Origin of the sequence: Variovorax sp. EBFNA2, assembly GCF_033802765.1 — a bacterium.
In the GTDB taxonomy this organism is placed as follows: domain Bacteria; phylum Pseudomonadota; class Gammaproteobacteria; order Burkholderiales; family Burkholderiaceae_C; genus Variovorax; species Variovorax paradoxus_H.
In genome coordinates, this window is the sequence record NZ_CP138496.1 from 449,063 (window position 1) to 471,232 (window position 22,170).

Consider the following 22,170-nt stretch of genomic DNA (forward strand, 5'->3'; position numbering starts at 1 on the left):
CTCATCGCTTGGTCTTTCGGGTGTTCAGGATGTGGTCGATGGTCACGGCCGCGAGCAGGATCAAGCCCTTGATCACGTCCTGCCAGTAAGGCGATACGTCGAGCAGGATCAGCGAGCTGGTCACCACCGACAGCAGGGCCAGGCCGAGCACGGCGCCGAGCACGGTGCCCGAGCCGCCCTTGAGGCTGGCGCCGCCGATCACGGCCGCGGCAATCACGTTGAGTTCCATGCCCATGCCGAAGGTCGGCGTGGCGGCGCCGAAGCGCGCCGTGTAGATCACGCCGGCCAGGCCCGCCGATGCGGAGCACAGCACCGTGACCCAGAACTTCACGCGGCCCACGCGGATGCCGGCGTACAGCGCGGCCTTCTCGTTGCTGCCGGTGTAGAACACGCGGCGCAGCAGGGTCGAGCGGCGCAGCACGAAGTCGCTCACGATCACGATGGCCAGGAAGATCAGGATGACAGCCGGCACGCCGAACAGCGTGCCCTGGCCGATGAACTTGAACTCGGCCGGCAGCGAGAACAGCGACTGCGGCGTGCCCTGCGTGAGCGCCAGGCACAGGCCGCGCACGATCACCATGAAGGCCAGCGAGGCGATGAAGTGGTTCAGCCCGATGCGCGTGACGCAGCCGCCGATCATGGCGCCGATGAGGCCGCTGGCGCCAATGGCCACCAGGCTCGCGAGCCACGGGTCCATGCCCATGAGAAAGAGCTTGCCGGTCACCACCATCGCAAAGCACACCACCGAGCCCACCGACAGGTCGATGCCGCCGACGATGAGCAAAATGGTCATGCCCACCACCACGATGCCTTCGATGGAGAAGGACAGCAGCATCGCGCGCACGTTGTCCCAGGTCAGGAAGTAGGGCGATGCGAAGCTCATCGCGACGCACAGCGCCAGGATGATCAGCACCAGCCCGGCCTCGCGCATGCTCGTGAGCTTGTTGCTCTGCTTCACGGGGTCTCCTGTTCGGCGGGGTTGCAGGGAGCCGGCTGTGGCCGTGGCCGCAGCGCCTGCATCGATTCTGGTCGGAAAGTTCATGCCATTGCCTCTTCGGGTTCGCAAAGTCCGGAGGCCAGCCGCAGCAGGGCTTCCTCCGTCATCTCGTCATGGGCCAGTTCGCCCGCCAATCGCCCTTCGCGGATCACCAGTGCGCGGTCGCACAGGCCGATGATCTCGGGCAGTTCGGAAGAGATCACCACCACGCCCACGCCCTGGTCGGCCAGGTCGCGCAGGATGTGGTGAATCTCGGATTTCGCGCCCACGTCCACGCCGCGCGTGGGCTCGTCCATCAGCAGCACCGCGGGTTGCGTGGCCAACAGCTTGGCGATCGCCACCTTCTGCTGGTTGCCGCCCGACAGGCTCGACACCTCGATCGCCACGCCGTCCGACTTCAGGTTGAGCTTGGCGCCCAGCTGCACCGCGAGCCGGTGCTCGGTCGCACGCTGCAACAGGCCCCAGGCCGAGCTGACGCGGCGCAGCGCCATCGACGAGATGTTCTGCGCGATCGGCAGATCGAGGAACACGCCGGCCTCCTTGCGGTCTTCGCTGAGGTAGGCGATGCCTTCGCGCAGTGCGTCGCTGTACTTGCGGATGCTGAGCGTCTTGCCGTTGAGCCGCACGGCGCCGCGCCGCGCGGGGCGCAGGCCGCACACGGTCTCGGCCAGCTCGCTGCGCCCGGCGCCCATCAGGCCCGCAATGCCGAGGATCTCGCCACGCTTCAGCGTGAAGGAGATGCCGTGCACGCGGTCGTCGTCGGCGATGTTGTCGACTTCGAGCACGGGGCCGGCGTTCGCGTCGTCAGCCGCGGCGGATTGCTTGGGCGGGTAGTAGTTGCCCAGGTCGCGCCCGACCATGCGGCGCACCAGCTCGTCGGGCGTCATGCCTTCGAGCGGGCCGCTGTGCACGTTGCGCCCGTCGCGCAGCACGGTGGCGCGGTCGCAGTGCGTGAAGATCTCGGCCATGCGATGGCTGATGTAGATGATGCCGATGCCCTGCGCCTTGAGGTCGTGCAGCACACGGAAGAGCGCGGCCGATTCGTTGTCGGTGAGGGCGGCGGTGGGCTCATCGAGGATGAGCACCTTGCAGTCGAGCGTGAGCGCCTTGGCGATCTCCACCAGCTGCTGGTTCGAAATGCTCAGGTCGCGCACGAGCGCGGCCGGGTCGATGTCCTGGCCCAGGCGCGCCAGCACCTTGGCGGCGCGCGTGTTCAAGGCGGAGAAGTTCATCCACGCCTGGTGGCCGGCGTTGATTTCCGGCATGAAGATGTTCTCGGCCACGGTGGCGTCGGCGCACAGGGCGATCTCCTGGTGCACCAGGCCGATGCCCAGGCGCATCGCGTGCGCGGGGCCGTCGATGACCACGGTGTTCCCTTGCAGCGCGATGGTGCCTTCGTCGGGCTGGTGGATGCCGTCGATGATGTTCATCAGCGTCGACTTCCCCGCGCCGTTCTCGCCGCACAGGGCGTGGATCTCGCCGGCCTGCAGCGAGAAGTCCACGCCCGAGAGGGCGCGCGAAGCGCCGAAGCGCTTCGCGATGCCGCGCAGTTCAAGCAATGCGGCAGGGGTGCTCACTCGCCGATTCCCTTGGTGCCACGGCGGGCGAGGTACTTGTCCCAGTAGAAGTCGTCGGCGTTGGCCTTGCTGACCACGGCCAGGCCGTTGTCCAGGAAGGGCACGGCCATCGGGTTGGTGCCGTTGCGCTTGGCGTCGTTCATCGGATCGATGAGGCCCGGGTTCTTGGCCAGGAACAGCATCATCATGCCCATGTAGCCCTGCATGCCCTGGTTCGGGTTGATGGCGCCGAACACGTCGCCCGACTTGATCATGTCCAGGATCTTGGCGTTGACGTCGCAGCACATCACCTTGATGTTCTTCTTGGTCTCGACCTTGGCCTGCGCAGCGCCGAGCGCCGAGTTGGCTTCGGGCATGAACAGCGCGCCCAGGTTCGGGTTGGCCTGCGCCAGGCTCAGCACGGCCTGGTAGGCCTTGTTCGGGTCCTGGTTGCTGGCGGCGCGGCCGACCAGCTTCATGCCCGGGTGCTTGGCCTTCATGCGGTTCACGAACGCGGAGATGCGGCGGTCGTGGTTGTCCTGGCCCGGGTTCTCGAGCACGGCGTACTCGCCCTTGCCGTTCAGCGAGGCGGCGATGGCGTCGGCGGCCTGGTTGCCTTCGCGGTCGTTGTCGGAGGTGATGAACGAGGTGCGCTTGGAGTTCGGCGAGTCGGCCGCGAAGGTCACGACCGGGATGCCCATCGCGGCGGCGCGGTTGATGGGTTCGATGAACGGATCGGGGTTCATCGGGTGCAGCAGGATGCCGGCGGGCTTGCGCGCCAGTTCCTGTTCGAACGAAGCGAGCTGCTTGTTCACGTCGTACTCCGGCGTGCCGGTGTAGCGGGTGCGAACGCCCAGCGTGCGGCCGAGCTGCTTCATCATTTCGTAGACCGGGAACCAGTACTCGACGCCCGAGACCATCACGTTCATCACGTAGACGTCGCTGGCATTGCCGCGCAGGCCGGCACCTGCCGCAGGGGCTGCGGACTGTTGCTGCGCGAACGCGCTCGCACCGGCCAGGCCGATACCGGCAGCGGCCGCGGACTTCAGGAAATTACGCCTCATTCTTTGTCTCCTCACGTTGACTGGCAGAGCTTTCGGCCCGCCGTTGGGTGGCGAGCCTGTGGACCGTGGTGTCACGACAGTTGTTATGACAGGATAGAATGTAATGGCGGGCCGTTTCTCCCGATAACTAGGGGAAACGCTACTGGTGACAGTCTTTTTTTCCGTCGAAGCTGTTATGACATGAAGACCAAAATACTGATCGGCATCGACATGGGCTCGAGCAGCCTGAAGGCGCTGGCCTTGGACGCGGGGAGCGGGCGCAGCCTGGCCGTGTCGCGCCTGCCCCTGCGGCATGCGCGGCTGCCCGGCGGCGGCTGCGAGGTGGGCGAGGCGGCGATTCGCGCGGGGCTGACCCACGTGCTCGGCGACGTGGCCCGCCAGCTCGGAGCGCGCGCGGCGGACGTGTGCGCCATCGGCTGCACCGGCCACGGCGCGGGCCTGTACGCCCTCGATGCACAACTCGAACTCGTCGGCGGCCGCGCCGTCGCCTCCACCGACCAGCGCGCCGATGCGCGCGCACTCGCTCTCTCGGCGCGCCACGGCGACCGGCTGTTCGCGGACGTGGGCTGCCGCCCCTGGCCCGGGCAGCCCACCGTGATCGCGGCCGAGCTGCTCGGCGCCGACGCCGTGCAGCGCGGCGAACTGCACCGCCTGCTGTTCGCCAAGGACTACCTCGGCTTCCTGCTGACCGGCGAGATCGCCACCGACGCGAGCGACGCCAGCACCGCCGGCCTGCTCACGCTGGCCACCGGCGACTGGTCGCCCCTGGCCTTCGAGGCCGCGGGCATCGACGGCCTCGGGCCGCGCGCCTTCGGCCCGCTGGTGCCCGGCGGCCAGACGATGGGCCGGCTGCGGGCTGCAGAAGCGGCGCTGTGCGGCCTGCCCGCCGGCATTCCGGTGGCGATGGGCGCCATCGACCTGCTCGCCTCGATGACCGCCATCGGCGCCGAAGACCGCGGCCGCGCCGTGTCGGTGTTGGGCACGTGGTGCGTCAACGCCGTCATCGGCCCGGTGATTGCGCCGCAGCCCGAGGTCGCCGCGCTCGTCAACTTCGGCCGCACGCGCGAGCGCCTGTACATGGAGAACAGCCCCTCGTCGATGGCCAACATCGCATGGCTGGCCGGCGCGCTCGGGCTGCCCGATGCGCGCGCCGTGGTCGACCTGGCCATGGGCGTGCCGCTCGGTGCGAACGGCCTGCGCTTTTTGCCTTTCATCAACGGCGGAGGCGGCATCACGGCCGGCTTCGTCGGGCTCAAGAGCCACCACACGCCCGCCGACATGGCGCGCGCCGTGGTCGATGCCGTGGCCGCGCTGCATGCGCGCCACACCGCGCGCCTCGCGTCGCAGGGCCTGCCGGTGTCGGCCTCCAGCGTGCTGGGCGGCGGTGCCAGCGATGCGCGCCTGGTGCGCCTGCTCGCGGCGCTGCTGGGCCACCCGGTCGAGCGCTGCGCCGACGACGAAACCGGCGCGCGCGGTGCCGCCCTCTATGCCGCGATGTCGCAGGACCTCGACGACGCGGGGCCTGCCAGCCCGCTGCGCGCGCCCTGCGAACTCATCGAACCCGACGCGCGCGACGCGCGGGCCCATGCCGATTTCAACGCCGAATTCAACGAACTGATCGATCGCATGTCTCCTGTCTTTTCTCACCTCTCGGGCGGTGCGTCATGAGCGCCTGGCAACTGCCTTTCGTCCGTCCGGCCTCGCTCGAAGGTCGCCATTTTTCGACGGTCATCGTCGGTGCGGGCATCAACGGCGTGGGCGTGTTCCGCGACCTGTCGCTGCAGCGCGTCGATTGCCTCATCGTCGACAAGGGCGACTTCGGCGCCGGCGCCAGCAGCGCGCCCTCGCGCATGATCCACGGCGGCCTGCGCTACCTCGAAAACGGCAGCTTCTCGCTGGTGGCCGAGGCCACGCGCGAGCGCAACCTGCTGCTGCGCAACGCGCCGCACCTGGTGCAGCCGCTGAAGACCGTGGTGCCGCTGTCGAGCTTCTTCGGCGGGCTGCTGAGCAGCGCGCTCAAGTTCTTCGGGCGCACGCCGCCGCAGCGCACGCGCGGCCTGCTGGCCGTGGCCGCGGGCCTGCGCCTGTACGACCTGCTGGGCCGCCGCCAGCGCGTGATGCCGGGCCACCGCATCAGCCGCGTGCCCACCAACGACCGCCGCCTGTTCCGCGCCGCGATCCGCTGGACCGCCACCTTCTTCGACGCCTGGATCAGCCATCCCGAATGGCTGATCCTCGAGCTGATCGGTGACGCCTGCCGCGACCAGCCGCGCTCGGTCGCGTCCAACTACTGCCGCGTGACGGGCTGCGCGGGCAACATCCTCACGCTGCGCGACGAGATCACCGGCGCGCTGGTGCGCGTCACGGCCGACACCGTGGTGAATGCCACCGGCGCCTGGCTCGACCGCAGCGCGGCCGTGCTCGGCGGTGCCGGCCCGCGCGTGATGGGCACCAAGGGCTCGCACCTCGTGCTCGACCACCCGGCGCTGCGCGACGCGCTCGACGGCCGCATGGCCTACTTCGAGGCGGTGGACGGGCGCGTGTGCATCGTCTATCCCTTTCTCGACCGCGTGCTGGTGGGCTCCACCGACATCCCGGTGGAAGACCCCGACCAGATCGTCACCGAGCCGGCCGAGATCGACTACCTCATCGACGTGCTGCGCGAGGTGTTCCCGAACATGGCCTTCGATCGCAACCATGTGATCTACACCTACGTCGGCGTGCGCCCGCTGGCGCGCTCCGACGCCGACAAGCCGGGCCAGATCTCGCGCGACCACTCGGTGGTGGTCGATCCGCCGAGCGCCACGCGCGACGTGCCCATCGTCGGCCTCGTGGGCGGCAAGTGGACCACCTTCCGCGCATTGGCCGAAGAAGCCACCGACCACGTGCTGCGCCACCTGGGCCGCTCGCGCACCGCCTCGACCGAGTCGCTGCCGATCGGCGGCGGCGCCGAGCTGCCGGCCGACGCAGCCGCCACCGAGCGCTTCATCGACAAGATGACGGCGGGCTCGGGCCTGGACCGCGCGCGCGCGCTGGGCCTGCTGCGCCGCTACGGCTCGAAGGCGCTGCCGCTGGCGCAGCGCCTCGCGGCCTCGGGCGACACGCCGCTGCGCCACGCGCCCGGGTACTCGGCGGCCGAACTCTCGTACCTGTGCATGGAGACCGGCGTCGTGCACCTGGACGACCTCGTGATCCGCCGCACGCTGCTGGCCATCCGCGGGCTGGTCACCGACGACGCGCTTGCCGAGATCGCCGGCGTGGCCGCCGAAGCCCTCGGCTGGGACGCGGCCCGCGCGCACCATGAACTCAGCGCCTGCGCCGCCGCGCTGCGCGAACGGCACGGCGTGCGCCTGCAGCCGGTGGCGGCCAACGAGCCGGCGCCTTCCGCTTTCGATGCATCATTGATGGCCAGCCCCGTCCTCGGCCCGACCTAACGTGACCCTCACCACCGCCTCCGACAACACCGTGTCGACCACCTCACTCGACCGCAACTCCGAATCGCCGCTGTGGGCGCAGTTCCGCGACGCCATCCGGCTGCAGATCCTGCAGGGCGTGCTGCCCATCGGCGCCAAGCTGCCGTCCGAGGCCGAGTTGGGCGAGCAGTTCGGCATCTCGCGCATCGTCGTGCGTGAGGCGCTGGCCGACCTGGTGCGCAACAACCTCATCTACAAGATCAAGGGCCGCGGCGCCTTTGTGTCGGCCCGCGAGCGCGACGAGGATTTCGTCTCCACCGTGCTGGGTTTTTCCGACGAGATGGAACGCAAGGGCCGCTCGGTGCGCACGCAGATCCTCGTGCAGGAACTGCGCGCCGCCACCGCGCAAGAGGCCGCCGCGTTGGGCCTCACCGAAGACGCGCAGGTGGTCGGCCTCAAGCGCCTGCGCAGTGTCGACGGCGAGCTGCGGTTGCTGGTCGAGACGGCGGTGCCGGCCGACCTCGCGCCGGGCCTGCACCGCACGCGGCTGGACGACCGCTCGCTGTACGACGTGCTGCGCCGCCAGTACGGCGTGCGGCTGGTGCGCGCCGAACGCTGGATCGACGCCGTGCTGCCCGACGCCGAAACCTGCCGCCTGCTCGACCTGCCGCAGCCCGAGCCGCTGCTGCGCATCGAATCGATCGCCTACGGCGCGAACGGCCGGCCGCTGGAACACTACCGCGCGCTGCACCGCTGCAAGACCAGCCGCCTGCACGTGCAGACGACGACCTGAGCGCGCGGCAGCGCGCGAGTCACAGGGCTACTGGCGCTTCCACAGCACGTTGATCACCGAGGGCGCGTCCGGGTACCAGCCCGCGCCGACCAGCGCCTGGTGCCCTTGCAGGCACACGTAGTTGCCGCCCTTGTACGAGACCACCTGGCCGGTCTTGTAGTGCGCACCCTCGGTCCATTCGGGGCCGCCGGGCGGCGTGACCGGTGGCGTGGGCGGCAGCGCGATGTCGACGACGTGGCTCACGCCCGACGTCTCGGTGAGCGCATAGACCTGCAGCACGGTCGCCTGGGGCGGCACCGTCACGCTGCCGCCTTGCAGGTTGCCGACGCGCACATACGCCGAGCGGCCGTTGACCAGCGTGGCGAGCTGGCCGAGCCAGGTGTCACGCGCGCCATTGGCGGCGGTGATCGCCAGGGTGTGGCCTTCCGGGTCCGAACCGTCGCGGCCGAACACGCGCAGCTTCGCGCTCGCATCGGCCGGCAGGTTCTGGGTGGCATTCACCTGGCCGATGTGGTGCAGCGGGGTCGGTGCCACGGGCGGCGTGATGCCGCCGCCACCGAAGTTCACGTCGGAACAGCTGTAGAAGGCCTCCTGGCTGTCCGAGCGCTGCCAGGCTGCGTAGAGCACGTGCGGGCCGGTGCGGTGGGGCAGGCGCAGCTTCATCAGGTAGCGGTTCGGCGTGGGGGTCGCCACCTGGTCCCCGCCGATCGTGCTGACCAACTCGACATCCGACCATTGCAGCGGCGCAGTGCCGGGCTTCCAGCCTTCGCGGGTGAGATAGAACTTCCAGTCGAGCGTGCGATGCGGCGCGGTCGCGTGGTAACGGAACTCGTAGCTGCCGTCGGTGGACGGCGACCAGGTCGTGGCCTGCCAATCGGGATGCGCCAGGTCGAAGCCCTTGAACTTGCTCTGGCCGCCGGCGCACATCTGGCCACTCGGCACCACGGCCTGGTGGTTGCCGCCGGCCGCTCCCTGGTTCACGCCGTTCCAGTCGTAGATCGCCTGCTCACCGCCGTAGGCGATGGCCGCCTGGCACGCCGGTTGGGCCCGGTTCTGGTAGCAGCTGTACTGGCGCGAGATCGGGTACTCCGGCGCGCCGTGGCCGTAGGCCAGAGGCGCGAAGAAGCTGGCAGCAGCGGCCACGCCGCACGTCGTTTTCCAGGAAATTCCAAATGCCATTTCGATCCTTAATGAGATTCAGTTGCAATAAAAAGCAGCCGAATTCTAGGAATCGAAAGCGCCCGAAACGAGACTTTTGCCCAGCAAAGGGTCAATTTTCAGACCGCGTCTGTAATGCTTTTGGCGTGCTGGTGACGCGGCTATTTCTGCGCCCCGCGGCGCGGTTCGCGCTCAGCTTTTGGCAGCGCGCGCAGGCAGCAGCACCGAGGCGATGGCGACCATCATCAGCGCCACCGCCACCCAGTCCTGCCAGTGCACGACCTCGCCGAGCCACACGGCGCCGCTGAACACGCCGAGCACGGGAATGAACATCACGCTCAAAGTCGAGGCCACGGGCGGCAGGCCGCGCGCCAGGTAAAACCAGGCCGCGTGCGCGAAGCCGAAGATCAGCACCGCGTTGTAGGCGATCGATCCCCAGGTCACCGCGCCGGGCGAGCGCCACTGGTCGCGCTCGAACAGCAATGACAGCACCGTCATCACCACGGCCGTCATGGCCGTCATCCAGAACGAGAGCGTGAGCGTCGGCAGGCCGATGCGCGTGTGGCGCAGCAGCTGCGTGCCCAGTGCCCAGGTGGCGGCGGCCACCAGCGCCAGCGCCACGTAGCCGGGACGGCCCGCGAAGTCGGTGAGCTCGTGCCACAGCAGCAGCCCGACGCCGATGGCGCAGGCGCCCACGCCGGTCCATGCGCGGCGCGTGAGCACGGCCGAGAACAGCAGCGCGCCGATGACCGCGGAGAACACCGGCATCGTGTAGCCCAGGATCGCGGCGCGCCCGCCCGACAGCGCCTTCACCGCGAGGATGATGCAGGCGTGCCAGACGAACATGTTGGTCGCGCCCAGCCACACCAGCTCGGGCCACGCGCTGCGCGGCACGCGGAACGGCACCTTCATCACCACCAGCGCCATCGCCAGCACGGGCACGCCCAGCCAGATCGAAATCGCGCGAAAGGCCAGCGGCGGGTAGTCGGCCACGCCGAGTTTCATCACCGGCCAGTTGAAGCCCCACGCGAGGGTGAGGAGGACAAGAAGAACGAACTGGCGCGGCGTGAAGGAAGGCATGGGCCGCGATTGTGGCGCGGCCCGCGCATTCGTGCTGGCGGTGCTGCTACAGCAGGCGCTTGAGGTACCGCCCCGTGTGGCTCGCCTCGTTCGCCGCGATGTCTTCCGGCGTTCCCTCGCCCACCACCGTGCCGCCGCCGGCGCCGCCTTCGGGGCCCATGTCGATGAGCCAATCGGCCGTCTTGATGACGTCCAGGTTGTGCTCGATGACGACGATGGTGTTGCCCGCGTCGCGCAGCTGGTGCAGCACCTTCAGCAGCAGTTCGATGTCGGCGAAGTGCAGGCCGGTCGTCGGTTCGTCGAGGATGTACAGCGTGCGGCCCGTGTCGCGCTTGCTCAGTTCGAGTGCGAGCTTCACGCGCTGCGCCTCGCCGCCCGACAGCGTGGTGGCCGACTGGCCGAGCTTGATGTAGCTGAGGCCCACGTCGAGCAGCGTACGCAGCTTGCGCTCGATGGTCGGCACGGCCTTCAGGAACTCGTGCGCGGTCTCGACCGTCATCTCGAGGATCTGCGCGATGTTCTTTCCCTTGTACTGGACCTCGAGCGTCTCGCGGTTGTAGCGCTGGCCGTGGCAGACCTCGCAGGGCACGTAGACGTCGGGCAGGAAGTGCATCTCGACCTTCACCACACCGTCGCCCTGGCAGGCCTCGCAGCGCCCGCCTGCCACGTTGAAGCTGAAGCGGCCCGGGCCGTAGCCGCGCTCGCGCGCGGTGTTGGTCTCGGCCATCAGTTCGCGGATGGGCGTGAACAGGCCCGTGTAGGTGGCCGGGTTGCTGCGCGGCGTGCGGCCGATGGGCGACTGGTCGACGTTGATGACCTTGTCGAAATACTCGATGCCCTCGACCGACTCGTGCTCGGCGGGCTCTTCGTGGGCGCGGTACAGCGTGCGTGCCACGGCGGCGTAGAGCGTGTCGTTCACCAGTGTCGACTTGCCCGAGCCCGAGACGCCCGTCACGCAGGTCAGCAGGCCGACGGGGAAGGCGACGCTCACGTTCTTCAGGTTGTTGCCGGTGGCACCGACGACGCGGATCTCCTGCAGGTCGGTCTGCGAGGCCAGGTGCGCCGCTTCGCGCGCCGCACGGCGTTCGGCCGCGGGGCTCTGCGGAAAGCGGGAGGGTTTCTTGCCTTCGTTGAAGGCCGGCTTCTTCACGGCCGGCAGCCACGCGGTGCGGTGCTTGGGCACCTCGATCTTCTTCGTGCCCGAGAGGTACTGGCCGGTGAGCGAGTCGGGGTTGGCCGACACCTCGGCGTACGTGCCCTGCGCCATCACGCGCCCGCCGTGCACGCCGGCGCCGGGGCCCATGTCGATGACGTGGTCGGCGGCGTGGATCATGTCCTCGTCGTGCTCGACCACGATCACGCTGTTGCCGATGTCGCGCAGATGCTTCAGCGTGCCGATGAGCCGGTCGTTGTCGCGCTGGTGCAGGCCGATGCTGGGCTCGTCGAGCACGTACATCACGCCCGTGAGGCCCGAGCCGATCTGCGACGCGAGGCGAATGCGCTGCGCCTCGCCGCCCGAGAGCGTTTCGGCGCTGCGGTCCAGGCTCAGGTAGTTGAGGCCCACGTCGTTGAGGAATTTGAGGCGCAGGCCGATCTCGCGCACCACCTTGTCGGCGATGTCGGCCTTGGCGCCGCGCAGCTTGAGCGTGCTGAACCAGGCGTAGGCGTCGCGCAGCGTGAGGTGGCTCAGTTCGAAGATCGCCATGCGCGGGGGCTCGCCGCCGTTCGCGGCCACGTGGCCGGTGTCGTCCACCAAGAACACATTGCGTGCCTCGCGCCGCAGCCGCGAGCCGCCGCAGTCGGGGCAGGGCTGCTGGTTGCGAAAGCGCGCGAGGTCTTCGCGCACCATCACCGAATCGGTCTCGCGGTAGCGCCGCGTCATGTTCGGGATGATCCCCTCGAAGGGGTGCTTCTTCGTGAGCTTCTTGCCCGCGAAGTTGCCCGACTCCATGGTGTAGTTGAACTTGATCTCTTCAGCGGCCGAGCCATGCAGCAGCACCTGCTGCACCGAGGCCGGCAGCGATTCGAAGGGTGCATCGACGTCGAACTTGTAGTGCTTGGCGACGCTCTCGACCATGCTGAAGTAGTAGCCGTTGCGGCGGTCCCAGCCCTTGATGGCGCCGCTGGCGATCGACAGCGACGGAAACGCCACCACGCGCACCGGGTCGAACACCTCGCGGTGGCCCAGGCCGTCGCAGCTGGGGCAGGCGCCCACGGGCGAGTTGAACGAGAACAGGCGCGGTTCGAGCTCGGACAGCGAGTAGTGGCAGATCGGGCAGGCGAACTTGGCGTTGAACAGGTGCTCCTTGTCGGCCGCACCCTCGGCGCCCAGCTCCAGCGCAATGGCGCGGCCTTCGGCCAGGCGCAGCGCGGCCTCGAAGCTCTCGGCCAGGCGCTGCTGCATGTCGGGGCGCGCGCGCAGGCGGTCGATGACGACGTCGATGTCGTGCTTCTCGGTTTTCTTGAGCTTGGGCAGGTCGTTGTATTCGTAGGTTTGCCCGTCGACGCGAAAGCGCACGTAGCCGGCCGCCTGCATCTCGGTGAAGAGCTCGAGAAACTCACCCTTTTTCTCGCGCGCCACGGGCGCCAGGATCATGAGGCGGGGCTCGTCGGGCAGCGCCAGCGTCGCGTCGACCATCTGCGAGACCGTCTGCGCCTGCAGCGGCAGGTGGTGGTCGGGGCAGAAGGGCGTGCCGGCGCGCGCATACAGCAGGCGCAGGTAGTCGTGGATCTCGGTCACCGTGCCCACGGTGGAGCGCGGGTTGTGGCTGGTGGCCTTCTGCTCGATGCTGATGGCGGGCGACAGGCCCTCGATCACGTCGACATCGGGCTTGTCCATGAGCTGCAGGAACTGCCGCGCATAGGCCGAGAGGCTTTCCACGTAGCGCCGCTGCCCTTCGGCATACAGCGTGTCGAACGCCAGGCTCGACTTGCCCGAGCCCGACAGGCCGGTGATGACCACCAGCTTGTTGCGCGGAATGTCGAGGTCGACGTTCTTCAGGTTGTGGGTGCGCGCGCCGCGGATGCTGATGCGCTGCTGGGCGAGCAGGGCGCCAAGGTAGGCGTCGCGTTCCGGGGCGTCTTCAGGGGTGGGTGAATTCAAGGGGTGCGGTCGTCCGAGGGCAACCGGACATGATAGAGGGGCTGGCCCCGTCTGTCATGGCGAAGGGCTGGACGGCGCAGAAGCTGCAGGGGCGTCCGGTGCGGGCGGCCGCACCGGCTCGGAGGCGGCGATGGCGCGTCCCACCATGAATTCGGCCAGGGTTTCGTACAACGGCCGGCTGATCATGCGCGAGACCAGGCTGGCCAGCAGCGCGGCCGCCATCAGGCTCAGCACCATGGCGTGGCCGTCAACCATCTCCATCACGATGATGAAGGCCGTGAGCGGCGCCTGCGTCACGGCGGCCAGGAAGCCGGCCATGCCCATGGCGATCAGCGCCGGACCGAGGTCGCTGCTGGCCAGCCGGGCCACGGCGTCGCCGATGCCCGCGCCGATCGACAGCGAGGGCGCGAAGATGCCGCCCGGCACGCCGCACCAGGCCGTGAGCCAGGTGGCGACGAACTTCAGCACGGTGTACAGCGGCGTGAGCTCGTCGTGGCCCTGCAGCATCTGCTTGACCGCCTCGGAGCCTGCGCCAAAGGTCGCGCCGCCCGTGACCAGCCCGATGACCGCGATGGCCAGCCCGCCGGCCGCCGCGAAGCGCACCGGGAAGCGCGCGCGCCAGCGGTTGAGCCGCCCGGGCGCGCCGGTCAGCGAGGCGCTCAGCAGTCGCGCGAACAGCCCGCCCGCGGCGCCGCTGAGCAGCGCCACCAGCAGGCCGGGGCCGAGCGCGTCCCAGCCCAGCCGGGGCACGCGGATCACGCCGAAGTAGCTGGCATTGCCGAACACCGAGACCGCCACCAGCCCCGCCAGCACGATGGCTGTGATGATCAGGCCGCTGGAGCGCGCCTCGAGCCGGCCCGACAGCTCCTCGATGGCGAACACCACGCCCGCCAGCGGTGCGTTGAAGGCCGCCGCGATGCCGGCCGCGCCGCCGGCCACCAGCAGTGCCCGCCCGTCGATCGGCGTCTGGGGCGACAGCCAGCGCCGGGCGTGCTGCATGACCCCGGCCGCCACCTGCACCGACGGGCCTTCGCGCCCGATCGACAGCCCGGCGGCAAAGCCCGCCACGCCCAGGCCGATCTTGGCGACGGTGAGACGCAGCGAGGCGAACAGGAAGCGGCGCTCCTCGGGCAGCGCCGGATGCAGCGCCGCCTTGATCTGCGGAATGCCCGAGCCGCCCGCGCCGGGGAAGAAGCGCAGCGTGCACCAGACGATACCGGCGGTGATTGCCGGCGTGGTCAGTAGCACCGCCCAGGGCCAGGCGGCGTAGAAGCGGTGGAAGGCGCCGAAGACCCAGTCGCTGGCGAGCGTGAAGCCCACCACGAACAGCCCGGCCGCAATGGCGTAACCCAGCACGATGGCCCGGTCGAGCCAGATGCGCCCGCTGGACAGCTCGGCGCGCAGGTGTTCAAGGAAGTCGGGCTCGTGGTTCATCGGGCGGGCGGAGGAGGCGTTCATTCTGGCATCGGCCGGGGCGCGGGGCTGTAGGCCGGGGACACCGGACGCCCGGGCGGGCGCCAGCGTCCGTTCAGGCAGAATGGAGGGTTCCTCTCAACCTCCTCCTTCATCTACTTATCAGGGGCAGTGCATATGGCATCGGTCAATAAAGTCATCGTCGTCGGCAACCTGGGGCGCGACCCCGAAATGCGGACCTTCCCGAGCGGCGATCAGGTCGCAAACGTCACCGTGGCCACCACCGATCGCTGGAAAGACAAGCAAAGCGGCGAGATGCGCGAAGCCACCGAATGGCACCGCATCGTGTTCAACGGCCGCCTGGCCGAAATCGCCGGCCAGTACCTGCGCAAGGGCTCGCAGGTGTACGTCGAAGGCTCGCTGCGCACGCGCAAGTGGACCGACAAGGACGGCATCGAAAAGTACACCACCGAAATCCGCGCCGACCAGATGCAGATGCTGGGCAGCCGCCAGGGCCAGGGCGGCCCGTCGGGTCCGAGCGACGACGACGGCGGCTACTCGCAAGGCGGTGGCGGCGGCGGTTATTCGCAAGGTGGCGGCGGTGGTGGTGGTGGCGGCGGCGGTTACGCCCCGCGTGCCCCCGCAGCAGCCGCACCGCGCGCACCGGCACCGGCGCCGCGCCAGGCGCCGGCCAAGTCGTCGTCGGGCTTCGACGACATGGACGACGACATTCCGTTCTGATCCCGCGAGCCGCAGCCGCCGTCCTTCGTGGGCGGATGCGCTGCGATCCGTGCGATTCCACAGAAACGCGCGTTCCCGATCCGGGGACGCGCGTTTTTGTTTTCTCTGGGTGGACGGGGCCCTGCGTGTCCTGCTTCCCTTCAATTGTTTCCAAGGTGTGAACACCGCGGTTCGTTTTGCTACGGGTTTTTACCTAGATCGCGGCGCACAATTCATCTCACGGACCAGCCCTCAAAGCTGATCTGGGTGAACAGGGCCCCGAGCGAGGTGGCCGCCCTCCGAAAAAGAACAGAGGGGCGGTGACCCACCCAAGACCGGTTCCACATCCGAAGCAAGAACTTGAACTGAATTGAAGAAGGAAGAAATCCAAATGACCGCCTCGAAGATCCTCTCCGCCGTTGCTGTTGCCCTGATGGCCGTTGCCGGCGCCGCCCATGCCGAAAGCTATGAAGGCGTGCATCAACTGACCTCGGCCGCCAGCCGTGCCGACGTTGCCGCACAAGCCGTCGTGGCCGCACACAGCGCCAATCCGTACGCCACCGGCGCCAATGCCGGCCCCGCGCAAGTGATCGTCTCGTCGACCAGCCGCGCCGCTGTGCGTGCCGACGCCGTCGCCGCTGCACACAGCGCAGACCCGTACGCCGAAGGCGCTTCGTCGGGCGTGGCCCCGATCGTCGCCAGCACCGTCGACCGCGCTGCGGTTCGCGCCGCAGCCCGTGCTGCCGCCCACGGCGACGCACTGCCGCTGTAAGCGCTCCGAACGCCTCGCCGATGGGATCGGCGAACGCTTCAGGTCTTCATGAAAAGCCGGCCCTGCCCACGCAGGGTCGGCTTTTTTCATGGGCCATGACCGTGAAATCTTGGCCGAAAGTCACATTGCCTTGGCCTTGCGCATCCTTCATGATTTGGGCGCGGAAGGGACGGCCGCCAGAGCGCATGCTTTCGCATTAACGCAACGCCGTGGCGCGGACACGCGAGAATCGAGCGTCGTTCCGACCGCGAAAAATGAAAGCATGATCCGTCGCCGACCCCGCGACGACCCACTACGCATGGCCCTCACTCTCGACCCCGAAGACACGCGCGGACGCATCCACAGCCTGGTGTGGAGCGGCTTCCACGCCGATGCCGACATCGGCTGGATGATCACCGACGAGTACCTCGATCCCGATGAGCTCACCGCCGAGGACCGCGCCTGGATCAAGGCCGAGACCACGCGCGCCTGCGCCGCCAAGCGCGCCGCCGAGGCGCAGTGGCCCGCGCAGACCGAGTACGACCGGCTCGACGCCGTGTTCGCCCAACTGCGCAGTGAAAACATCATCGCCCTGCACCGCGCCGGCAACACGCTGTCCGACGGGCACGACGACGTGCGCGAGCAATGGCGCGCGGCAGGAAGGCTCGAGTCCGGCATCCGGGGCTGCTGCTTCTATCACGCACAGGATCTCGACGGCGCCGTGCGCAACGGCCGCCTGTACCTCGCCTTCAGCGGCGGCATGATCCCCGAGATCGCGCAGCGCGAAGCCAACACCGTCGTGATCGGCCATCGCATCGTCGAGCTGCTGCGCGACGCCGGCTTCGGCGCGCAATGGAGCGGCAACATCAACGAGCGCATCGAAGCCGACCTCGGCCAATGGCGCAAGCGAGGCCCTGCCGCGTGAGCGTGCAGGCCTGGCAGCCGCCGCGCCGCATCGATGCGATCGACTTCTGGCTGCGTTCGCGGCTGCTCGCCACGGCCCACGCCCTGCGCGAAACCCTGCGGCCTTCGGCCCGGCGCTGGCCCCGCGGCGCGCACGCACTGGCCGATGCGCCGGTGCTCGCGCAGTACCGAACCCCCTTGTGGACCGACGGCCGTGCCGACGAATTTCCGCTGGTCGCCGGCAAGGTGCAGAACTTGCGCGTGGCGCGATCTGCGTTCGACGCCATCGAGGTGCCGGCCGGCGAAGTGCTGAGCTTCTGGCGCCAGCTCGGGCGACCGGGCGCGGGGCGCGATTTCGTGATCGGGCGCGAAGTGCGCGGTGGGTGCGTCGTGCCGACGCTGGCCGGTGGGCTGTGCCAACTGTCGAACGCGCTCGCCACCGTGGCCGTGCGCGCGGGCTTCGAGCTGGTGGAGCGCCACGGGCACACGGCGCGCATTGAGCACGCCGACACGCCGGGCAGCGATGCCGTCGATGCGACGGTGTTCTGGAACTACGTCGACCTCAAGCTGCGCGCCAAGCAGGCGTGGCGGCTCGAAGTGGCGCTGACCGACACCGAGCTCGTGGTGCGCATCCGTGCGCGCACGCCGCTGGCGGTGCCGACCGAGCCCGTCACGCTGCGGCGCATGAGCGACGACGCACCCACCGCATTGCCGTTGGCGCGCGGCTGCCTGAGTTGCGACCAGACCGCGTGCTTTCGGCATCGCCCGCCCATCGACGTCGGCCCTGAGGGGCGCACGGCAGTGCTCGTCGATGGCTGGACGCCGGAGTTCGCACGCCACCTGCGCGAGACGCATCCACAGGCGCAGCGCATGCAGCCGGTGCCGCTGCGGCTCGCGTTCTGGCGCGTGCCTGCTGCCGGGTGGCATCGCGAGCCCGCGACGAAGGGCGTGGTGATCACACCTTGGGTCGCGAGCCTGCGCCGCGCCGTCTGGCAGCGGCTCCGGGCGCGGCAAGCGGGCCGGCGCCAAGCCAGCCTGATCGACGGCCAGCGCTGGCTCGCGCAAGCCTTTGCCGCGCGGCTGGTGCCTGCGCACACGCACCTGGTGGTCGAGCAGTCGCTGCTGCCGCAACTGCAGCGCCTCGGCGCGCTCGACGGGCGCCGCATCACCGTGCTGGCCAGTGCCTTGCCGATGGCTGCCATCGAACAGCGGCTCGATGCCGCGTCGCAGCGCTGGCCCGGCGATGCGACCTTGCGCGACTTCCGCGCCGAGGCGTCGCTGGTGCGCGACGAAGCGCTGGCGCTCGCACGCGCGGCGAGCATCGTCACGCCGCATGCCGCAGTGGCGCAGGCCATGGCGCAGTACGCACCGCAGGCCACCCTGCAGCAGCTCGATTGGGCACTGCCGCTGGTGAAGACTATGCACAGCGTGCGCCAGGAACCACCGCTCGTCGTGTTCGCCGCGAGCGCGCTGGCACGCAAGGGCGCGCGTGAATTTGCTGCCGCACTGCAAGGCTGGCCGTGCCGCCTGCGCGTGCTGGGATCGCCGTCAGACGATGCGCGGCTCTGGCAGGGCATCGAACACATTCAACACATGAACTGGCAAGGCGACTGGCTGGCTGACGCGAGCGTCGTCGTGCTGCCCGCGCACGTCGAACACGCACCGCGCGCGCTGCTGCGCGCCGTGGCGGGCGGCGTGCCCGTGGTGGCGTCGACCGCCTGCGGCCTGGCCGGTGTGCCGGGCGTGCACGAGGTCGCACCCGGCGACATCGACGCACTGCGCACCGCATTGCAGACCGCCTGCCTGGCCTGAACGGAGAACAACACACGTGGCATCGATCGAACAGGCCCGCGCGGCCCTGGCTTCTCATGGCGCGCTCGCGCCGCAATCCGCCGCCGAGCACTGGCACGGCGAGCTGGCGTTGCCCGCCGCCATCGCCACCTTCTACGAGCAGGTCGGCCCGCTCGGCGACTGGGTCAACGACCGCGTGGGTTATGCAGGGCTCACGGTGCCGACCACTGGCAACCCGTTCAGCATTCCCGCGCTCTCGCGCCTGTGGCAGCTGCAGGCGGGCTACCGCTGGCACGGCATCACCGGCGAGCGCATTGCCGACTGGCCCGAGCATTGGCTGGTGGTGGCCGACCAGGGCGCCGATCCGTTCATCTTCGACCTGCGCACCGGTGCGATCCAGTTCGCGATGCACGGCACGGGCGCATGGCAGGAAGACGAACCGCTCTTCGCCGACATCTTCCAGATGGCCGCCTGCCTGGGCACCATCGGCCAGGTGTGGGACGAAGCGGGCGACGCCATCTTCACCGACGAGGACGACTGCGAGGTCGACCCCGTGCATCGCGCGCGGCTGGTCGAACGCCTCGTGCCATTGCTGGGCAGCGCTGCGGCGGCCGAAGACATCGTCGACGTGTTCGGCTGGTAAGGGACAAAAGAAAAGACATCCATGAGCATCGATCTGCAGACCCTCAAATGCGGCGAGTGCGGCAGCAGCACGCTGCGCCGCACCGGCCTGAACGAATACACCTGTTCGCACTGCGGCTCGATGTCGTTGGTGGAAGACGATGTGTCCGACCGCCTCGAGCGCGTGCTCCAGCAGGTCAAGCACCACGCCGGCCAGCAGATCGCGGCCGAACAGGCGCTGCGCCAGAAGCAGATGCTGCGCACGGTCGGCTTCGTCGTCATCGGCTTTGTCGGCGTGGCGCTGGCCGTCCAGGTCGCGATGCTGCTGTTCGGTTCGGGCAAGCGCAGCGAGGCGCCTTCGGTGGCGCGCGCGATCGTCGACCGCACCATCGCGACCGATGGACTGAAGCTCTCCGAGCCGCGCCAGGTGCTGGTCGGCGAGCGGCCGAAGCTGCTGGTGCTGGCGCGCAACGAAACCGGCCGACCGCTCGAACGGCCCAGCCTGAAGCTCGTGTTCCACGACGGCGACACGCGGCTGAGCGAGCGCAGCGAATCGCTGCCGATCGACGTGCTGATGCCCGGCGAGTCCGCACCCGTGCTGGTCGATCTGCCGTCGGGCAAGAACGTCACGCGGCAGGACGTGACGGTCGAGAAGCTGTCCGAACCCCGCAGCGCCGCTGACGGACCGCGCCTGGCGTTCTCGCGCCTGCGGCTGGTGCAGCAGGGCGAGCGCGTGCGCCTGGCCGGCCGCCTCGTGCATGCGGGCGCGCCCGGTGCACCGGCGTTCGGCAGCATCGAGGCGCTGGTCACGCTGTACGACGACGCGGGCCAGGTGATCGGCGTCGGCCGCGGCCACGCGCCCGGGTCCACGCTGGAGCCCGGCGGGCGCGCGGCGATCGATGTCGACATCAGCCGCCTCGGCCGCGGCACTGCCATTGCGGCGTGGGACTACCGCATCGGCTACCGCACGGTCACGCCCTCGGGCGCGCGCAACACGGTGCTGAGCGTCGACCGCGTGATCCGCACGACCGGCGCGCCGGAGGTCTTCCACCCCGACCTGCGGCTGAGCACCGAAGACCTGCTGGCTGAGGACAGCGAGCGCTTCGACCCGCGGCAACTCGAACTGCTGCCGCTGGTGGCGGGGCGCAGCACGATCCAGCGGCCGCTCTTCATGACCGAGCTGGTGAACCGCAGCACCGATGCCATCGCCATCACGCCCGGCGCGGTGATCTCACGCTTCGGCGGCAGCACCGCCGACGGCACCACGCGCCTGGACGAGCTGGCCACCCTGTACCCGGGAGAGCGCTTTCCGATCCTGTTCGAGCCGAGGGCCGTGGACCGCATCACCCAGACCCGCGTCGAGTGGAAGCCGATGCGCCGCGCCGCATTGCCGGGCCCGCGCAAGCCGCTGGAGGTGCAGGTGACGGGCACCAAGGCCGGCACCGGCAGCGTGCTGCTCAACTTCAGCCAGCGCTTCACCTACAAGAGCGTCGAGGTGACGGGCACGGTGAAGAACCCCGGCACGGCCATTGCGGCCAAGGTGCGCCTGTGGGTCAGCCTGCGCGACCGCAACGACCAGCTGACCGGCTTCAAGCTGATCGAGAACCTACCGGCCATTGCGCCGGGCGAGAGCGTGCCCTTTCAGGTCCACGTGACGCAGCACGGCCGCGATTTCGCGAGCGTCGCGACGCTATACCAAACCGAATAGCCCCGTGCGTGACGGCATGGGGCGGTTCGCGCCATGATCGCGCCATGATTCCGCTCTCGATCCTCGACCTTTCCCCGATCACCGAAGGCAGCGATGCCGCGCAGTCGTTCCGCAACTCGCTGTCGCTGGCGCAGCACGGCGAGGCGCTGGGCTACACGCGCTACTGGCTGGCCGAGCACCACGGCATGCCGGGCATCGCGAGCGCGGCCACGGCCGTGCTGCTGTCGTATGTGGGCGCGGGCACCTCCACCATCCGCATCGGCGCCGGCGGCGTGATGCTGCCCAACCACTCGCCGCTGGTGATCGCCGAGCAGTTCGGCACGCTGGAGTCGCTGTACCCGGGGCGCGTCGACCTGGGCCTGGGCCGCGCGCCCGGCTCCGACCAGCGCACCGCGCGCGCGCTGCGGCGCAACCTGGAGTCGGACGCCGACCAGTTCCCGCAGGACGTGATGGAGCTCATGGACTTCATGTCGAAAAACCCGCAGCAGGCCGTGCGCGCCGTGCCCGGCGCGGGGCTCGAAGTGCCGGTGTGGATCCTCGGCTCGAGCACTTTCGGTGCGCAGCTTGCGGCGCACCTGGGCCTGCCGTACGCCTTTGCTTCGCACTTCGCGCCGCAGCAGATCATGCAGGCCATCCAGATCTACCGCGAGACCTTCAAGCCCTCGGCACAGCTGAGCAAGCCGTACGTGATGCTGGGCTTCAACGTGTTCGCGGCCGACACCGACGCCGAAGCCGAGTTCCGCGCCACCTCGTGGCAGCAGGCCTTCGTGAACCTGCGCAGCGGCCGACCCGGCCGGCTGCCGCCGCCGGTCGAAAACTACCGCCAGAAGGTCGGCCCGGCCGAGAACGCGCTGCTCGACTCGGTGCTGTCGTGCTCGGCGGTGGGCTCGGTCGAGACCGTGAAGCAGGGCGTGGAAGCCTTCGTGGCGCGCACCGGCGCCGACGAACTCATGATCACCTCGCAGGTGTTCGACCATGCGGCCCGGCTGCGCTCGTACGAGCTGCTCGCCGGTGCGTTCGGCCAGAAGAAGTAAAGGTCAGGCCCGCTTGCGGGCTTCCTCGTCCACGAGGTCTTTCTTCGAGAGCTTGCCCACGGCGG

General features: G+C 69.3%; 17 protein-coding genes. 10 read left to right on the forward strand and 7 right to left on the reverse strand.

Annotated features, from left to right (window positions below; genetic code table 11):
* Window position 1: 1 nt before the first annotated feature.
* From RZE79_RS02075 to RZE79_RS02085, 3 genes are read right to left on the reverse strand one after another with little or no spacing between them, the layout of a single operon-like run.
* Complete coding sequence (locus RZE79_RS02075; RefSeq protein ID WP_099794687.1) at window positions 2–1,042, reverse strand: ABC transporter permease; 1,041 nt, start codon at window positions 1,040–1,042, stop codon at window positions 2–4.
* Entirely contained in the window at window positions 1,039–2,574 is a 1,536-nt protein-coding gene (locus tag RZE79_RS02080) for a sugar ABC transporter ATP-binding protein (protein ID WP_319358828.1), read from the reverse strand. Before RZE79_RS02080 ends, RZE79_RS02075 begins: the two co-directional genes overlap by 4 nt.
* Complete coding sequence (locus RZE79_RS02085) at window positions 2,571–3,617, reverse strand: substrate-binding domain-containing protein (protein WP_319358829.1); 1,047 nt, start codon at window positions 3,615–3,617, stop codon at window positions 2,571–2,573. Before RZE79_RS02085 ends, RZE79_RS02080 begins: the two co-directional genes overlap by 4 nt.
* A gap of 180 nt (window positions 3,618–3,797) precedes the next feature.
* Here RZE79_RS02085 and RZE79_RS02090 point away from each other — a divergent pair, with 180 nt between their 5' ends.
* Genes RZE79_RS02090 through RZE79_RS02100 form a run of 3 tightly spaced genes read left to right on the forward strand, consistent with a single transcriptional unit; the run spans window position 3,798 to window position 7,823 of the window.
* Window positions 3,798–5,285, forward strand: coding sequence for an FGGY family carbohydrate kinase (locus tag RZE79_RS02090; RefSeq protein ID WP_319358830.1), 1,488 nt, complete (start codon window positions 3,798–3,800; stop codon window positions 5,283–5,285).
* Window positions 5,282–7,051 carry a glycerol-3-phosphate dehydrogenase/oxidase gene (locus RZE79_RS02095; RefSeq protein ID WP_319358831.1) on the forward strand — a complete coding sequence of 590 codons (1,770 nt, stop codon included), beginning with the start codon at window positions 5,282–5,284 and terminating at the stop codon, window positions 7,049–7,051. The genes RZE79_RS02090 and RZE79_RS02095 overlap by 4 nt, the downstream gene beginning before the upstream one ends.
* A 1-nt stretch (window position 7,052) precedes the next feature.
* Complete coding sequence (locus RZE79_RS02100) at window positions 7,053–7,823, forward strand: GntR family transcriptional regulator (RefSeq protein WP_180288626.1); 771 nt, start codon at window positions 7,053–7,055, stop codon at window positions 7,821–7,823.
* Window positions 7,824–7,850: 27 nt separating this feature from the next.
* On the opposite strand, the gene RZE79_RS02105 is transcribed toward RZE79_RS02100, so the two are convergent.
* From RZE79_RS02105 to RZE79_RS02120, 4 genes are all read right to left on the reverse strand, one after another.
* Window positions 7,851–8,966, reverse strand: a complete 1,116-nt coding sequence (locus RZE79_RS02105) for a lytic polysaccharide monooxygenase (protein WP_319358832.1) — start codon at window positions 8,964–8,966, stop codon at window positions 7,851–7,853.
* 207 nt (window positions 8,967–9,173) lie between these two features.
* Window positions 9,174–10,061, reverse strand: coding sequence for a DMT family transporter (locus RZE79_RS02110; RefSeq protein WP_101493376.1), 888 nt, complete (start codon window positions 10,059–10,061; stop codon window positions 9,174–9,176).
* 46 nt (window positions 10,062–10,107) lie between these two features.
* On the reverse strand, window positions 10,108–13,164 hold the full coding sequence (uvrA, locus tag RZE79_RS02115) for an excinuclease ABC subunit UvrA (RefSeq protein WP_373696527.1): 3,057 nt from the start codon (window positions 13,162–13,164) through the stop codon (window positions 10,108–10,110).
* A 54-nt stretch (window positions 13,165–13,218) separates the two neighbouring features.
* On the reverse strand, window positions 13,219–14,598 hold the full coding sequence (locus tag RZE79_RS02120) for a chloride channel protein (protein WP_319361067.1): 1,380 nt from the start codon (window positions 14,596–14,598) through the stop codon (window positions 13,219–13,221).
* Window positions 14,599–14,754: 156 nt separating this feature from the next.
* Between RZE79_RS02120 and ssb the strand changes: the two genes are divergently transcribed.
* From ssb to RZE79_RS02155, 7 genes are all read left to right on the forward strand, one after another.
* On the forward strand, window positions 14,755–15,318 hold the full coding sequence (gene ssb, locus RZE79_RS02125; protein ID WP_319358833.1) for a single-stranded DNA-binding protein: 564 nt from the start codon (window positions 14,755–14,757) through the stop codon (window positions 15,316–15,318).
* A gap of 370 nt (window positions 15,319–15,688) precedes the next feature.
* Window positions 15,689–16,069, forward strand: coding sequence for a helicase SNF2 (locus RZE79_RS02130; protein ID WP_319358834.1), 381 nt, complete (start codon window positions 15,689–15,691; stop codon window positions 16,067–16,069).
* A 298-nt stretch (window positions 16,070–16,367) separates the two neighbouring features.
* Window positions 16,368–16,973 carry a hypothetical protein gene (locus RZE79_RS02135; protein ID WP_319358835.1) on the forward strand — a complete coding sequence of 202 codons (606 nt, stop codon included), beginning with the start codon at window positions 16,368–16,370 and terminating at the stop codon, window positions 16,971–16,973.
* On the forward strand, window positions 16,970–18,763 hold the full coding sequence (locus RZE79_RS02140; RefSeq protein WP_319358836.1) for a VanW family protein: 1,794 nt from the start codon (window positions 16,970–16,972) through the stop codon (window positions 18,761–18,763). Before RZE79_RS02135 ends, RZE79_RS02140 begins: the two co-directional genes overlap by 4 nt.
* A 16-nt stretch (window positions 18,764–18,779) precedes the next feature.
* On the forward strand, window positions 18,780–19,385 hold the full coding sequence (locus RZE79_RS02145; protein ID WP_319358837.1) for a hypothetical protein: 606 nt from the start codon (window positions 18,780–18,782) through the stop codon (window positions 19,383–19,385).
* A gap of 21 nt (window positions 19,386–19,406) precedes the next feature.
* Window positions 19,407–21,071: an FxLYD domain-containing protein gene (locus RZE79_RS02150; RefSeq protein ID WP_319358838.1), complete on the forward strand. Its 1,665-nt coding sequence runs from the start codon at window positions 19,407–19,409 to the stop codon at window positions 21,069–21,071.
* 44 nt (window positions 21,072–21,115) lie between these two features.
* A complete protein-coding gene (locus tag RZE79_RS02155) occupies window positions 21,116–22,105 on the forward strand; it encodes an LLM class flavin-dependent oxidoreductase (protein ID WP_319358839.1) in 990 nt (329 codons plus the stop codon).
* Window positions 22,106–22,170: the final 65 nt, after the last annotated feature.